This is a genomic window from Paraburkholderia sp. NPDC080076 (genome assembly GCF_050281145.1).
Lineage (GTDB): Bacteria > Pseudomonadota > Gammaproteobacteria > Burkholderiales > Burkholderiaceae > Paraburkholderia.
Genome location: NZ_JBNNWQ010000009.1, coordinates 286326 through 301388, shown reverse-complemented (window position 1 = coordinate 301388; position 15063 = coordinate 286326). Strand labels below are relative to the sequence as shown.

Below are 15063 nucleotides of genomic sequence, written 5' to 3'. Positions count from 1 at the left end.
GGTGCGCCGGTCAATCACACGCCAGTCGGCGCCACGTATCATCGATCGTTCACCCCTCGCACAACGCCAACGCATCGAGCAAGGCTTTCGCCTCTCGCATGTCGGCGGTGTCAAAGCCTTCTGCCAGATTGCCGTAGGCCTCGGATAACGCCTGGCGCGCGTCCGCCGTTTTGCCCTGGCATTGCCACAAACGGGCGAGGCTCGATGCGGCCCGCAATTCGAACGACCTGGCGCCCTGATGGTGGGCCACTGCGATCGCCTGATGAAAGCAGTCCTCGGCTTCTTCCGCGCGGGTGGCATCGCCGATGCGAGCACCCGACGCGACGAGCAGCAGATGCCCTTTGATCCGATGCAACTCCGCCTCGTAGCAGTGCTCGCCTGAACGGCTCACCATCGCCATCGCTTCGGCGATCGCGCCGAGGCCCGCATCCGTCTCGCCCGCTTGCCGGTAGCTGTCGGCGAGCAGCGCCAAAAAGTACGAATACCCCATTTCGGCCCCGGTCGCCCGGTAGCCGGCCATTCCCTCGCGCATCTGCGCAATTCCCTCCTGGAGGCTTCCCTGCTGGCACAGCACCCTGCCGCGCAGAATCGTTCCCCACGCGAGCCAGAACGACATCCCCTGCTCGGCCGCGAGCGACACGACGGCCTCCGCGTACTTGCGGGTCAGCGTCGCATCACCGCGAAACTGATGCAGTTGCGCCGTGTAGGCCAATGTCAGCGCGAGGCTCGAACCGCCGCTATATTTCCGGGCCAGTGCAAGCCCCTCCTGACTCCGTTTGCTCGACTGATCGGGGTATCCCTGATGCCACAGGGTCCAGGCCATAAAGTTCAGGGCGCGCACGCCCGGATCGATCACGTGGTCGTAGACCTGCTCTTCGTGCCTTTCCTGGAAATAGAAAACCAGCGCTTGTTCCTGGTGGACGCGGGCAGCTTCGAGATCGCCCTGGAAAAACAGGCTTGACCCGAGCGCCAGATGCGCCTCCACCAGCAAGGCCGGTTTCCCGATCTGCCGTCCCATGCGCAGCAGCCGCTCTCCCAGTTCGTTCGCGGTACGGTACTCCGCGCGCAGCTGGTAATAGGTCCTCAGTCCCAGTTGCACCGGGAAGATCTTCGATGTCTCGCCGATCCGTTCGCACAACGTCAGCGCGCGCGTGTACGCCGCCACGACCTCCGGCGCGCCATAGCCGCGGACGGCCACCAAGGCGGGCCCCAGCGAGAGCAGCAGCGTCAGTTCCTGCTGAGCGCGCTCGGCCGTGTCAGGCAAATGCTCGAGTAACTCCCGCGCCGCGCCGAGATGGCGCATCGCGTCCAGATGGGCGGAATGCTCGAGCGCCTGTTGCCCGGTGCGGTGCAGGTATTCCACGGCCTTCGGGACATTGCCGCTCAGCCTGTAGTGATGCGCCAATTCGCTCCAGTAATCCGCGATACGGGTGGAGAACAGCGCCTCGATGGCCTGCGCCGCCCGCTCGTGCAGGGCGCTACGGCGCTCAGTCAGCAGCGACCGGCCGGCGACTTCCTGGGTCAGCGCGTGCTTGAACGAATACTCGACCTCCGGAAACGCGGGACGCTCGTAAATGAATTCCGCGGCCTCCAGCCGGGCCAGCAGCTCCCGCAACGCGTCATCGGTCGGGGCGCCCGGCCCCTCGCAGATGCGTTGGACCAGACTGAATGAAAACTCCTTGCCGAGGACGGCAAGCGCCTGCAGCAAGTCCTTCTCCGCGACAGGGAGCCGGTCGATGCGAGCGGCCAGCACACCTTGCACGGTGGTCGGAATATGCAGCGCAGCCGGGGTGTGCTCGATCCGGAAACGGCCGGGCTCGCCCAGCAGCGCTTTCTCTTCGACCAGCGTCTGGACGACTTCCTCCATGAAGAAGGGATTGCCCTCCGTCTTCTCCAAAATGAGCTGTTTGAGCGCTACGAGGGTGGGATCGTCTCCAAGCAGCGCGGAGAGCAATCCCTGGGCCTCCGCCGGACCAAGCGGTTCGAGTCGCAACTGGCTGCAATGGCCCACGCGTTCCCAGACAGGCTGATACTCTGGCCGGTAGTTCACCAGCAGCAGGATCCGTGAATTCGCCACGCGGTCGATGAGGCTCAAGAGAAATGCTTCGGTCTCGCGGTCCAGCCATTGCAGATCCTCGAACAACAACTCGATCGGCTGGTCGCGGCTCTCCCGCGTGAGAAGCTCGATGATCGCGTCAATGGTCCGGTCACGCCGGATCTGCGGATCCATTTCCGCGAGCGCCGATCCTCGCTCGCCGATGCCTAGCAGGTAGAGAAGGTAGGGCACGAGATCCTCGAAGCTTCGCTCGAGAGTCAACGCCTTGCCCATAACCTTTTCCCGACACTGCCGCTCGTCGTCGCGAGCGGTGATCTGGAAATAGTTCTTCAATAGCTCGATGAGCGGCAAATAGGCGAAGGCCTTGCCGTGCGAAACCGAAAACGTCTCCAGCAACACACGATTGCCCTGAGAGCGCTCCTTGAACTCATGGAACAGGCGCGACTTGCCGACCCCGGCCTCGCCTGCCACTGCGACGACCCGTCCGCGCCCCTCTTTTACCTCCTCCAGCGCCGCATGCAAGTGGTCCAGTTCGAGTTGCCGGCCCACGAATCGGGCAAGGCCGCGATATGCCGACAGTTGCAGGCGCGTGCGTAACGCGCCGGGACCCAATACCTCATACACGACGAGCGGCTCGGGGACCCCTTTGACCTGGGTGGCCCCCAGCGCCTTGAATTCAAAATAGCCCGTGGCGAGTTTGTATGTGCTCTCGCTCACCAGAATCGACGAAGGGGCGGCGATCCCTTCCATCCGGGACGCGATGTGGATCGTGTGGCCGACCGGATCGTAATCGGTGTGGAGGTCGTCCGTGCGGATCGAACGCACGACGACCTCACCGGTGTGGATGCCGACGCGAATTTGCAGTGGGATGCCTTTTTCCAGACGAATCCGATCCCCGTGGCGGCGCATCGCATGCTGCATCCGCAGCGCCGCATACAGCGCGCGCTGCGGATGGTCCTCGTGGGCGATGGGCGCGCCGAACAACGCCAGGATGCCGTCGCCCAGCGATTTGGCGACATAGCCCTCGTAGTAGTGAACAGCGTCCATCATCAGCGCGACGACGGGCTCGATCAGGCGCTGGGCTTCTTCCGGGTCCAGGTCGTGAACCAGCGCCGTGGACCCCGCCATGTCGGCAAATAGCGCCGTGACGGTCTTGCGCTCGCCAGCGATTTCGCCCCGTGCTTCCATGGCCGCCTGCTCGGCGCGGATGCGCTCGGCAAGGTGGTGTGGCGTGTAATGGACAGGCGCCGGGGACGGCTCTGAAACGGACCGGGACTGCGCGGACGCCCCCGCGGGCCCATCAGTCAGCGGCGCGCCGCACTCGCTGCAGAACTTCGCGGAAGACCCCGCCTCTTGTCCACAGCGCGGACACGTGCGTGCCAGCATGGCACGGCATGCTTCACAGAAGCTGGCCCCAGCGGGATTCTCGAATCCGCAGTTTGTGCAGCGCATACGATCCCTTCCCTTGTCCCGTGCCTGCTTCTAAACATTAGGCGCAGGACCCGGTTGCGACAAGAGCGCCCTCCAGGGCCGTATCGTTAATTAGCCGAATAAGGGACTTCGTCCCGGAAGGCGCCATCGAGGCTGGCAATATTCTCGTTAGCCATTTGCAACAGGTCCAGGGCTAGCCTATCTTGAATCACTGAACGGGATTGCTGCGTGGGTTAAGTCAGAGGCCAATAGAAGCATCAGCCGGTCAATTCGAGCACGAAGAGTCAGCCTTCGAGTGCCAAAGCGAAGCGTTGAGAACAGCAGGGAGACGCGGCTATGACGACACCGCTGCATGGACAGATGATGGATGTGCCGCTGACGGTTTCTTCGTTGCTGGCGCATGCGTCACGCTACTTCGGCACGACGGAGATCGTGTCGAAGCGCGTCGAGGGCGACGTGCATCGCTATACATATCGCGATTGCGAGCGGCGCGCAAAGCAACTCGCGCAGGCGCTCATCGCACTTGGCGTCGAAGCGGGTGACCGAATCGGCACGCTCGCATGGAACGGCTACCGGCATCTGGAAACGTACTACGGCACGACAGGCTTCGGCGCCGTCTGCCACACGATCAATCCGCGGCTTTTTCCCGAGCAGATCGCGTATATCGTCAATCACGCCGACGACAGCTATGTGCTATTCGACCTCACGTTCGCGCCGCTCGTCGATATGCTTGCGCCGCAATGTCCGAACGTGCGCGGCTGGATTGCGATGACGGACGAGGCGCATAGGCCGCGCATGTCGACGGACGCATCGTGCTACGAAGCGTTGCTCACGGAGATGGACGGTCAATTCGACTGGCCGCTCATCGACGAGCGAAGCGCCTCGAATCTTTGCTACACGTCGGGCACGACAGGCAATCCGAAGGGCGCGCTGTATTCGCATCGTTCCACGGTGCTGCATGCGCTAGGCGCATCGCTTCCCGACGCGATGGGCTTGTCCGCGCGCGATTCCGTGCTGCCCGTCGTACCGATGTTCCATGTGAACGCGTGGGGCATTCCGCACGGCGCGCCGTTGACCGGCGCGAAGCTCGTGTTCCCCGGCAAGGACCTCGACGGCAAGTCGCTCTACGAGCTGATGGAAGCCGAGCGCGTCACGTGTTCGGCGGGCGTGCCGACCGTGTGGCTCGGGCTGCTCAACTACGTGCGCGAAGCGGGCGTGCGCTTCTCGTCGCTGGAGCGCACGATAATCGGCGGCTCGGCGTGCCCGCCCGCGATGCTCAGGATGTTCAGGGACGACTATGGCGTCGAGGCCATCCATGGCTGGGGCATGACGGAGATGTCGCCGCTCGGCACGCTCGCAAGACTCAACTGGGAGCAGATGCAGCGCTCGCCCGACGAGCAGCGCAGGCTGCTCGAAAAGCAAGGGCATGTGATCTATGGCGTCGACATGAAGATCGTTGGCGACGGCGGGCGCGAATTGCCGTGGGACGGCGTCGCGTTCGGCGATCTGCATGTGCGCGGGCCGTGGGTGATCGACCGTTATTTCCGCCACGATACGTCGCCGCTCGTCGATGGCTGGTTTGCGACGGGTGACGTCGCGACGATCGATCGCGACGGCTTCATGCGCATCACCGATCGCAGCAAAGACCTGATCAAGTCCGGCTGCGAGTGGATCAGTTCGATCGACATCGAGAACGTGGCAGTTGCGCATCCCGCGGTGGCGGAAGCGGCGTGTATTGCCTGTGCGCATCCGAAATGGACAGAGCGGCCGCTGCTGGTGGTCGTCAAGCGTCCCGATAGCGATGTGACCCAGGACGAGCTGCGTGGATTCTACGAAGGCAAGGTCGCCAAGTGGTGGATTCCCGACGATGTCGTCTTCGTCGACGAGCTGCCCCACACCGCAACCGGGAAGCTGCACAAGCTGAAGCTGCGTGAGCAGTTCCGCCATTACATATTGCCGTCGGCACGCAAAGTTCAGAACTGTCCCTTGACCGATGAGGTTACGGCGGGCTCTGGGTCAACGCATGTACCCGAATGATTGAAAGAGGCTGTCAAAGGACCGCGCCAGACATGAATGCCGGCTGGTAACGAGAAAACAGCAGGCTGGCGAGACCTCATCGGCGAACTGTGCTTCCGCTGAAGGGCGGTTAGTACTAGCCTAGAAGATGGGGGTAAAGCGGTGGACTGGCTGGCGCAAATCTCTGAAGTCACAATTGCCGCTCGTCTGCGCGTCTTTACCAGTGTGCTGTCGCAACGGAGCGAGGTCCGATATGCAATTGTCCGCCGTCACAATCGTCAAGCCCGAAACGACTAACTTCATCCTCGGGCAAACCCATTTCATCAAATCCGTCGAGGATATTCACGAGGCAATGGTTGGCACCGTGCCCGGCATCAAGTTTGGCCTGGCGTTCTGCGAGGCATCAGGCAAGCGCCTCGTGCGCCGCTCCGGCACCGAGGAAAGCCTGGTCGAGATGGCTTGCAAAAACGCGATGAGCGTCGCCGCGGGCCACAGCTTCTTTGTTTTTCTCGGAGACGGTTTTTTTCCGGTCAACGTGCTGAACGCGATCAAGGCGGTGCCCGAGGTATGCCGGATCTTCTGTGCAACAGCGAATCCCGTCGAGGTGTTGATCGCGGAAACGGACCAGGGCCGTGGCATCGTCGGCGTGATTGATGGATTCTCGCCGCTCGGCGTCGAAAGCGAGGAAGACGTGCAATGGCGCAAGGATCTGTTGCGCACGATCGGTTACAAGCTTTAGCGGCAATCGATGAGCGTGCCCAATGACGAACGTGTCTCCGCAACGAGCCATGGAAAATCGACGCCTTCAACCGGGAACCCTGTGGCCTGCCATGCTGCGCCAGACCGCGCACGCGCTGCGCTGCGGCGCGCTGCAACAGATCGAAACCTTCCAGGAGGTGATTGAAAGCGGCGGCATCCGTTTTATCGTGCGGCAGGTCTCGAGCCTGAACCGCAAGGAGCAGCAGCGCCGGCAAACGCAAAAGCTTCATGGCGGGGAGCGCCCATCGGAGAATCCATTCCTTCCCTACGAGCCGGATCTCTTTGTCGCAGATATCTCCGACACGCATCTGGCTTTGCTCAACAAGTTCAATGTCATCGACAATCATCTGCTGATCGTTACCCGTGATTTCGAACCGCAGGACGCGCTCCTCAACCTGGCCGACTTCGAGTCGCTGATTGCCTGCATGGCCGAGTTCGACGGCATCGGTTTCTACAATGCAGGCGCTGCCGCGGGCGCGAGTCAGGCGCACAAGCATCTGCAAATCATGCCGCTGCCGCTCGGCGACTCTGAACCGCCGGTGCCCATCGAGCCCGTTCTCGCAACCACCCTTGCCGATGGTCTGCCGCAATGCGTACCAGGCCTGCCATTCCGGCATGCGTTCGCGCACCTCGAACCCGGCGCCGCGATCTCCGTGGCTGCGGCGCAGTCGGTCCTCTCCTGCTACCGTGCTCTGCTCGAAGCCGCCGGCGTCCGACCGGTCGAGTCAAACGGTGAACTTCGTCAATCGGCCCCGTACAACCTGCTCGTTACACGCCGATGGATGTTGCTCGTACCGAGGTCGGAAGAGCGTGTCGAGGGCGTATCAATCAACGCATTGGGATTCGCCGGATCGCTCTTCGTGCGCGACGCGGCGCAGACGCAAGTGATCGAGCGGCTCGGCCCGATGGCCGCGCTGCAGCGGGTCGCGCTCCCCGCGACCGGTCTGCGATAGTGGGTCGATGTGGCATCTCATCTGATCGGAGGTACGTCGAAAAGTAGGGCCTTGTCGAGCGTCCACACCTATCACCCCCACCGCCAGTAGTGCCTTCGTGCATATCGTCAAAATCCGATATATGATTCGTCCTGTAGCGATGCAGCCGTGAGGGCGCCAACCGGCGCCCTCACCTGGCTGTTGTTGATGACCCTGAAACCCACCCAATGACGCTCGACATCGACGCGATTCACAAAGCGCTTGCCAATCCTGTTCGCCGGGAGATTCTTGGCTGGCTGCGCGAGCCGTACGCGCATTTCGGCGACCAGGAACTGCCGCTCGATTACGGCGTGTGCGCGGGCAAGATCAACGAACACTGCGGCTTGTCGCAGTCCACCGTGTCGGCCCACCTCGCGGCTTTGCAGTGCGCGGGCCTCGTCACGTCGAAGCGGGTGGGTCAATGGGTGTTTTTCAAACGCAACGAGGCCGTCATCCAGGCGTTCCTCGAGCACATGAACACGCAGTTCTAGGCGCTGTTATTCGCAGTGCCGCGCTTCTTTCATCAAGCAGTTTTTTTCGGCTCGGGCCGCGCGCCCTCGGCCAAAGGTGAACTCATATGCCGACTCTTTTCGATCCGCTGCAAATTGGTGACATCACGCTGCCGAACCGCATCATCATGGCGCCGCTCACGCGCCAACGCGCCGAAGAAATCCGCGTGCCGAATGCGCTGATGGCGAAGTACTACGCTGAACGCGCGAGCGCCGGCCTGATCATCAGCGAAGCGACATCTGTCACGCCGCAGGGCGTGGGGTATGCCGAGACGCCGGGCATCTGGTCGCAGGAGCAGGTCGAAGGATGGAAACTCGTCACGAGCGCCGTGCACGCCGCCGGCGGCAAGATTTTTCTGCAACTGTGGCACGTCGGCCGTATTTCGGACCCGCTGTTCCTGAACGGCGAACTGCCGGTCGCGCCGAGCGCGATCGCGGCACAAGGCCACGTGAGCCTGGTGCGTCCGGAGCGTCCCTACGTGACGCCGCGCGCCCTGGAACTCGATGAAATCGCCGGCGTGGTGGAAGCCTTCCGCAAAGGCGCGGCAAACGCGAAGTCAGCCGGTTTCGACGGCGTCGAAGTGCACGGCGCGAACGGCTATCTGCTCGACCAGTTTCTGCAGGACAGCACCAACAAGCGTACCGACGCCTACGGGGGCCCGATCGAAAACCGCGCGCGTCTGCTGCTCGAAGTCACCGACGCCTGTATCGACGTGTGGGGCGCGAATCGTGTCGGCGTGCACCTCGCGCCGCGTCGCGATGCGCACGCCATGGGCGATTCCGATCCGGCCGGCACCTTCGGCTATGTGGCCCGCGAACTCGGCAAGCGCAAGATCGCGTTCATCGCCGCACGTGAGGCGCTCGGCGACGACCGTCTCGGCCCGCAACTGAAGAAAGCCTTCGGCGGCCCGTACATCGCGAACGAAAAGTTCACCAAGGAAACCGCGCAACAGGTGCTCGACGCAGGTGAAGCGGACGCGGTGGCGTGGGGTCAACTGTTCATCGCGAATCCGGATCTGGTGCGCCGCTTCGCCACGAATGCGCCGTTGAACAAGCCGAACCCGGCAACGTACTATGCACGCGGCGAAACTGGCTACATCGATTATCCGACGCTGGAAACCGTGGAATAAGCCTTGCAGCAAGCTGTAAAAAAGCGAAGCTATGCGTAGGGTCGACGGAGGTTAAGCCGCTGAGTCAAAGCGGCAAATGCACGGCAGTACGCTAAAAACCGCGCGGCGGGTGTGACATGAACGATATGTTCCGGTCACATCCGCCGCGTTTTTTATGGCTGAAAAAAGCACGCATATCACGCAAGATCACGCCGCATGAACACCCTCTTCGATTCGTCGAGTCCTCGCGCGATATGCGCGTCGCGCCGCGCGATCAATGCCGCGTCGAGTTCGGCTTCTTCGATATCGCGAAACCCGAGCCGCCGATAATACGGCGCATTCCACGGCACCTCGCGAAACGTCGACAGAATCAGTTGCGTGAGTCGTTGTGCGCGCGCAATTTGCGCGACCTGCTCGATCAGCGCCGCGCCGATGCGCTGCCCCGTGTGCGAGGTGAGCACATCGAGTTCCTGCACGTAGATGCGCGTGGGCTGCGGCTCGAACATCACGAAACCGGCACACGTCGCATCGGCAGCCACGGCAACGATGATCTCCCGCGCCGCGATCTTGCGCTCGACGAGCTCCAGGTCCATCGGCGGCGCATCCGCGATGCCCGCCATATCGACGCTGAGGAAGCGCTGCCCCGCTTCGAATTCGATCGTGCGGATGGCGTTCGCATCGTGCGGCCCGGCAAAGCGGAAGGTGACAGCGGTGGCGTGTTGCATGGGCGTTTTCGCTGGTGTGTAGTGGTGGTTATTCTCGACGACACGCACCGATATTGACATCACCTCCGAGAAATAGACAAGTCAGCGCGCCGCTGCGGGACTAAACTCCTGAAGATCTGAATTTCCCTTCGACCCAAGATGGATCTTATGCATGTGCTGCAGGTCGCCCTGCACTTCGACCAGCACCTGAGCGGCCTGATCGTGCAATACGGCACCGCCGTCTACGCGATGCTGTTTCTCGTCGTGTTCGTCGAAATTGGCTTCCTGCCGCTATTCTTCCTGCCCGGCGATCCGCTGATCTTCATTTGCGGCGGTCTCGCGGCCACCGGCGCGCTGAACGTCTGGCTCGTGATTCCGGTGCTGTTCGCCGCGACAGTGGCGGGCAGCATCGTCGACTATGCGATCGGGCGCGCGATCGGCGAGAAAGTCTATACCGCCGACTATCGCTGGCTCGACAAGAACGCGCTGCGCAAGGCGCATGCGTTTTACGAAGCACGCGGCGGACTGACTTTCCTGCTGTCACCGTTCATCGCCGTGGTGCGTACCTTCGCGCCGTTCGTCGCGGGCGTTTCGCGCATGACGTTCGCGCGTTTCGTGTCGTTCGTCACGGCGGGCGCGGCGCTGTGGATCGTATCGCTGGTGGCGGCCGGCTATCTGTTCGGCAATGTGCCGCTGGTGCGCGATCATATGAGTTCGATCGTGCTGCTGGGCGTCGCGCTCGGCGTCGGCTCGCTACTCGTGAGCGGAGTGTGGCGCTTCGTCAACCGGCGCTTGCGCGCGCACTGAAATTCGTGGAGATCGTCATGACGCTAACCGCCTTGCTCGTTTTCGCCCTCGCGCTGATCGTCGCGGCCGGCACGCCGGGGCCGAGTATCGCCGCGTTGGTCGCGCGCGTGCTGACCAACGGCTTTCGCGACGTGCTGCCCTTTCTCGCCGCCATGTGGATCGGCGAGGCGCTCTGGCTCACCTGCGCGGTGGCCGGACTTGCGGTGATTGCGCGCAGCTTCGGCATGGTGTTCGTGGTGCTCAAATTCATCGGCGTGGCGTATCTGCTGTTTCTCGCCTGGAAGATGTGGCGCGCGCCGGCCGACGTGCAAGGCAGCGAGTTGCCGAGCGCCCGCTCGCCGTGGCGCATGTTCGTGGCGGGTCTGCTCGTCACGCTCGGCAATCCGAAGATCATGATGTTCTACCTCGCGCTGTTGCCGACCATCATCGACGTGTCGCGCATCGGCACCGTCGCGTGGTTCGAACTCACGCTCACCATGCTGATCGTGCTGATGGCCGTCGACTTCGGCTGGGCGCTGCTCGCCACGCGAGCGCGCAAGCTGCTCACCACGCGGCGCGCCGTGAAGATCACCAACCGCGCGAGCGCGACGGTGATGGCGGGCGTCGCGGCCGCGATCGCCACGCGCTGAGGCTTTGCGTCGCTGGAACGCCCGAGCGCTCAGCCAGTCGGTCCGGACGCCTGTACGGCCGTTCGCAGTGAAGCCAGTAACGCTTGCCACCATTCGCCGTGCCGCAGCAGAAACACGCGATCGGGAAAGTGATGGCGCGCCACGTGTTCCTGCGGCACGGTATCCCAGCCGCGATGTTCAACGGTCACGCGTGTTTCGTCGCCCACCGCTTCGAAACGAACCTCGACGTGCGTGTGCTGCGCGTCGCTGAAACTGGCCTGACGCCAGCCGAACGCGAGGCGCTCGCCCGGCTCCCAGACCGTGATGCGGCCAATCTCGAAGACGCTGCCGTCCGCCTGCGTCTCGATCAGGCGCCCCTGACCGCCCGCTTGCTCAGCAGGTTCGAACGACAACACGCCGGCGCTCTGCGGCGTGAACTGAAAGAGCTGATTGGGCCGCCACCATGCGCCGATCTCGCGCGTGAAAACGTCGAACGCGCGTTGCGGCGAGGCGGCCACGCGCAACGACACCTGCACGCGCGAACTCATCCCTGTGCCTCCAGATGCGCTTTGAACGACAGCAATTGCCCGGCCCACATGGCCTCGGTCTGTTCGAGCCACGCCTTTAACTCGGCCATCGGCGTCGAGCGCAGCACGTAAAGGCGCACGCGCGCATCGACACCGTCATGCGACTCTTCGATCAACTGGCTCGAACGCAGCACACGCAAGTGCCGGCTCATCGCTTGAGGCGACAGGCCGGTGGCTTGCGCGAGTTCGCCGGCGCGCATCGGCTGACGGCTGAGCAGATCGACCACCTGCCGCCGGTTCGGGTCGGCTAGCGCGGCCAGCGTGCGGTCGAGCGAGGCGCTCGCGGGCAGGGCCATGCGTTACACCCATCCTTCGATCTTCAGACCGCTGACGCGCTCGGCTTCCTCGCGCGACACGGTGCGAACCGTCTGGCCGAAGCTCCACACGTGCCCTTCCGGATCGCGGGCGGCGTAGACACGGTCGCCGTAAAACTGATCCTCCGGTTCGCGCGTAATCACGGCGCCCGCGGCACGCGCGCGGGCGCAATGCTCGTCGATGCCGTCACGCAATTGCACGTGCACCGACTGCGTGTTCTTGCCGCCGATCGACGCCGGACTGGCCGCGTTTTCCGACCATTCGCGGCAGACCATCAGGTAGCTGTCGCCGAAACGCATTTCCGAGTGGCCTAACTGGCCGTCGTTGTCCGTGATGACCATCTGGCGCTCGAAACCGAACGCCCGCTCGAGCCAGTCGAGCGCTGCAAACGGGTCTTTGTAGTACACCGCGGATCCCAGCGAAGGACGATGCAGCGGCTCGCTCATGATTGTCTCCTTTTGTAAACCTGACGGTTGATATTTAACACTATAGTTAAACAAATCGAGAAAGCAAGGACGAGATGCATAACACTGCCCTTCGCACATGAGTCGGTCGATGCGGACGCCAGATACGAACGTGTCTTCGCAAAGAGCACAACTGACTTTGCAGCCTGATACCGCCTCCAACGGCGCACGCTTCGCCCTCCTTTCATTCTCCCCACGCCACCCTCTCACCTTGACTTCAACCAGATACGAAGGTAACCTTCGCAGGTAACCTTCACATCTGTCATGGCATGAGCAAGAGCGATTTACCGGCCGATACCGAAACCCTGCACGCCATGGCGGAAGAGCTGCGCGTGCTGGTCGGCAAACTGCGCCGCCGCTTGCGCGAAGAGTCGCATCTGGGCGATTTCACTCCTTCACAAGTGCAGGTCCTCGGCTTGCTGGAGCGCGAAGGTCCGGCAACGGTCACCGCGCTCGCGCGTGCTCACGGCATGCGTCCGCAATCCATGGGCGAAACGCTTTCGGTTCTGAAAGCCGCCGGCCTCGTCAGCGGCGCGCCCGATCCGAACGACGGGCGGCAAACGGTCCTCTCCCTCACACCCGCCTTTCGCAAGAAGATCAAGGCAAGCCGCGCGGCGCGCGAAGACTGGCTGTTTCGCACCATCCAGACGCGCTTCTCGGCGGCCGAGCAACGACAACTCGCTACCGGCGTCGACTTACTCAAACGCCTCATCGACTCATAACTCTCAGGAGCAATTCATGGCATTCACTACGCTCGACGCAAAGACCGCACTCATCGTCGTCGATTTGCAGCAAGGCATTGTCGCGCTGCCCACCGCGCATCCCACTGGCGACGTCGTCAAGCGCTCGGCCGTCATCGCCGACGCGTTTCGCCGCCACGGCCTGCCCGTGGTGCTCGTCAACGTGACCGGCGGCGCGCCGGGCCGCGCGGAACAGGCGCGCCATGCCGGCGACTTTCCGGCCGGTTTCGCGGACCTCGTGCCTGAACTCAACGCGCAGCCGTCGGATCATCGGGTCACCAAGCGCACCTGGGGCGCGTTCACGAACACCGATCTCGAAGCCTATCTGCGCGAGCAAGACGTTACGCAAGTGGTGCTCGTAGGCGTGGCCACCAGCATCGGTGTCGAATCCACCGCGCGCTACGCCAACGAACTCGGCTTTAACGTCACGCTCGTCGTCGACGCCATGACCGATCTCAATGCGGACGCTCACACCAACAGCATCACGCGCATCTTTCCGCGTCTCGGCGAAACCGGCACGACCCAGGAAGTCCTCGAGTTGCTCGAGCGCTCGCGCGCATGATGCCGGGTTCGATCACAGCTGGAAGTCTGCGCGCCGGCCTAACCCCGCACATGGAAACAGCCCGGTGAAAGGCACGTTCCGTTCGCTACGCAATTTCAATTACCGGGTCTGGGCGAGCGGCGCGATCGTCTCCAACATCGGTACGTGGATGCAGCGCACGGCGCAGGACTGGCTCGTTCTCACGGAACTCACGCGTCACAATGCGACCTCCGTGGGGATCGTCATGTCGCTGCAGTTCGGCCCGCAAATGCTGCTGTTGCCGCTCACCGGTTATGCGGCCGATCACTTCGACCGTCGCAAACTGCTGTTCGCCACCCAGGCAGCCATGGGTACTTGCGCACTGGGCCTCGGTATTCTGACCGTCACCGGGCTCGTGCAGTTGTGGCACGTCTATGTGTTCGCGGGACTGCTCGGCTGCGTCACCGCGTTCGACTCGCCGGCACGCCAGACCTTCGTATCGGATCTGGTCGGCGAGGACGATCTGTCGAACGCGGTCGGCCTGAATTCCACCTCGTTCAACGCCGCGCGCATGATCGGGCCGGCGGTCGCGGGACTGCTGATCGCGTCGGTGGGCACCGGCTGGGTGTTTCTCATCAACGGGCTGTCTTTTGTCGCCGTGCTTGGTTCGCTGCGCATGCTGCGGTTGAATGAACTGCATCTGAAGCCCCGCGCGGTGCGCTCACGCGGCAGTTTCGTGGAAGGCTTCAAGTATGTGTGGACGCGGCCCGACCTGAAGGCCGCGCTGTTGATGCTGTTCCTGATCGGCACATTCGGCCTGAACTTCCCGATCTTCATCTCGACGATGTCGGTCACCGCATTCCATGCGGGTGCGAGCGAATACGGCGTGTTGAGCTCGACCATGGCGATCGGCTCCGTGACCGGCGCGCTGCTCGCCGCGCGTCGGGCCAAACCGCGCATGGCGCTGTTGCTCGGCGCGGCGAGCGTGTTCGGCGTGGGCTGCACCGTGGCTTCGTTAATGCCGACTTCCGTGCTGTTCGGCATTGCACTCATGGTAATCGGCGTGTCGACGCAAACCTTCACGACGTCCACCAACAGTCTCGTTCAACTGACCACCGACCCCGTCATGCGCGGCCGGGTGATCGCGATTCTGCTGGCGATTGCGTTGGGCGGCACGCCGCTCGGCGCGCCGGTCGTCGGTTGGGTCGCGGACCGTTTCGGCCCGCGCTGGGCACTCGGCGTAGGCGCGGCTTCGGGATTCGCGGCGGCGGTCGTCGGCTTGCTCTACCTGGTGAAATACCGCCAGTTCCGCGTGTATACGGACGGCAGACGTCTGCGCTATAGCGTCGACGATCCGCGTCAGGGGCCCGCATACGTCAGCGCCGCTATTGCCTTGCAAAACGCTGTCTTGAGCGAAGCGGAGGAAGATTCGTCTTCGGGCGTTTAAGGGGCCGTTGCCGCTCCCTC

At 63.0% G+C, this 15063-nt stretch carries 15 protein-coding genes; 10 read left to right on the top strand and 5 right to left on the bottom strand.

Annotation, left to right across the window (positions count from 1 at the left end; all coding sequences use genetic code 11):
- Positions 1–49: 49 nt before the first annotated feature.
- Positions 50–3508 carry an adenylate/guanylate cyclase domain-containing protein gene (locus tag ACQKRQ_RS31200; protein ID WP_427481346.1) on the bottom strand — a complete coding sequence of 1153 codons (3459 nt, stop codon included), beginning with the start codon at positions 3506–3508 and terminating at the stop codon, positions 50–52.
- A 315-nt stretch (positions 3509–3823) separates the two neighbouring features.
- Between ACQKRQ_RS31200 and ACQKRQ_RS31195 the strand changes: the two genes are divergently transcribed.
- The 5 genes from ACQKRQ_RS31195 to ACQKRQ_RS31175 all read left to right on the top strand — a co-directional run bounded on the left by ACQKRQ_RS31195 (position 3824) and on the right by ACQKRQ_RS31175 (position 8872).
- Complete coding sequence (locus ACQKRQ_RS31195) at positions 3824–5524, top strand: 3-(methylthio)propionyl-CoA ligase (protein WP_427481345.1); 1701 nt, start codon at positions 3824–3826, stop codon at positions 5522–5524.
- 232 nt (positions 5525–5756) lie between these two features.
- Positions 5757–6242 (top strand): adenosine-specific kinase, encoded by a 486-nt coding sequence (locus ACQKRQ_RS31190; protein ID WP_132382561.1) that lies wholly within the window; start codon positions 5757–5759, stop codon positions 6240–6242.
- 49 nt (positions 6243–6291) lie between these two features.
- The gene (locus ACQKRQ_RS31185) at positions 6292–7215 is read left to right on the top strand and encodes an ATP adenylyltransferase family protein (RefSeq protein WP_427481344.1); all 924 of its coding nucleotides are present in this window, start codon (positions 6292–6294) and stop codon (positions 7213–7215) included.
- A gap of 206 nt (positions 7216–7421) precedes the next feature.
- A complete protein-coding gene (locus ACQKRQ_RS31180) occupies positions 7422–7724 on the top strand; it encodes an ArsR/SmtB family transcription factor (protein ID WP_132382559.1) in 303 nt (100 codons plus the stop codon).
- A gap of 86 nt (positions 7725–7810) precedes the next feature.
- A complete protein-coding gene (locus ACQKRQ_RS31175; protein ID WP_427481343.1) occupies positions 7811–8872 on the top strand; it encodes an alkene reductase in 1062 nt (353 codons plus the stop codon).
- A 176-nt stretch (positions 8873–9048) separates the two neighbouring features.
- On the opposite strand, the gene ACQKRQ_RS31170 is transcribed toward ACQKRQ_RS31175, so the two are convergent.
- On the bottom strand, positions 9049–9576 hold the full coding sequence (locus tag ACQKRQ_RS31170; protein ID WP_132382555.1) for a GNAT family N-acetyltransferase: 528 nt from the start codon (positions 9574–9576) through the stop codon (positions 9049–9051).
- A 138-nt stretch (positions 9577–9714) separates the two neighbouring features.
- On the opposite strand from ACQKRQ_RS31170, the gene ACQKRQ_RS31165 reads away from it, so the two are divergent.
- Together ACQKRQ_RS31165 and ACQKRQ_RS31160 are read left to right on the top strand one after the other, a co-directional pair.
- Positions 9715–10362, top strand: a complete 648-nt coding sequence (locus ACQKRQ_RS31165; RefSeq protein WP_427481342.1) for a VTT domain-containing protein — start codon at positions 9715–9717, stop codon at positions 10360–10362.
- A gap of 17 nt (positions 10363–10379) precedes the next feature.
- Entirely contained in the window at positions 10380–10991 is a 612-nt protein-coding gene (locus tag ACQKRQ_RS31160; protein WP_427481341.1) for a LysE family translocator, read from the top strand.
- 29 nt (positions 10992–11020) lie between these two features.
- Here the strand turns inward: ACQKRQ_RS31160 and ACQKRQ_RS31155 are convergent, their stop codons facing one another.
- The 3 genes from ACQKRQ_RS31155 to ACQKRQ_RS31145 are packed head-to-tail and all read right to left on the bottom strand — an operon-like array spanning position 11021 to position 12318.
- Positions 11021–11518 carry an SRPBCC family protein gene (locus ACQKRQ_RS31155; RefSeq protein WP_427481340.1) on the bottom strand — a complete coding sequence of 166 codons (498 nt, stop codon included), beginning with the start codon at positions 11516–11518 and terminating at the stop codon, positions 11021–11023.
- Positions 11515–11853 carry an ArsR/SmtB family transcription factor gene (locus ACQKRQ_RS31150; protein ID WP_132382547.1) on the bottom strand — a complete coding sequence of 113 codons (339 nt, stop codon included), beginning with the start codon at positions 11851–11853 and terminating at the stop codon, positions 11515–11517. Before ACQKRQ_RS31150 ends, ACQKRQ_RS31155 begins: the two co-directional genes overlap by 4 nt.
- 3 nt (positions 11854–11856) lie before the next feature.
- Positions 11857–12318, bottom strand: coding sequence for a VOC family protein (locus ACQKRQ_RS31145; protein ID WP_132382545.1), 462 nt, complete (start codon positions 12316–12318; stop codon positions 11857–11859).
- A 287-nt stretch (positions 12319–12605) separates the two neighbouring features.
- Here ACQKRQ_RS31145 and ACQKRQ_RS31140 point away from each other — a divergent pair, with 287 nt between their 5' ends.
- The 3 genes from ACQKRQ_RS31140 (at position 12606) to ACQKRQ_RS31130 (ending at position 15043) form a co-directional block, all read left to right on the top strand.
- Positions 12606–13058: a MarR family winged helix-turn-helix transcriptional regulator gene (locus ACQKRQ_RS31140; protein WP_427481339.1), complete on the top strand. Its 453-nt coding sequence runs from the start codon at positions 12606–12608 to the stop codon at positions 13056–13058.
- 16 nt (positions 13059–13074) lie between these two features.
- A complete protein-coding gene (locus tag ACQKRQ_RS31135) occupies positions 13075–13638 on the top strand; it encodes an isochorismatase family protein (RefSeq protein WP_427481338.1) in 564 nt (187 codons plus the stop codon).
- 64 nt (positions 13639–13702) lie between these two features.
- Complete coding sequence (locus tag ACQKRQ_RS31130; protein WP_427481337.1) at positions 13703–15043, top strand: MFS transporter; 1341 nt, start codon at positions 13703–13705, stop codon at positions 15041–15043.
- The last annotated feature ends 20 nt before the right edge of the window (positions 15044–15063 follow it).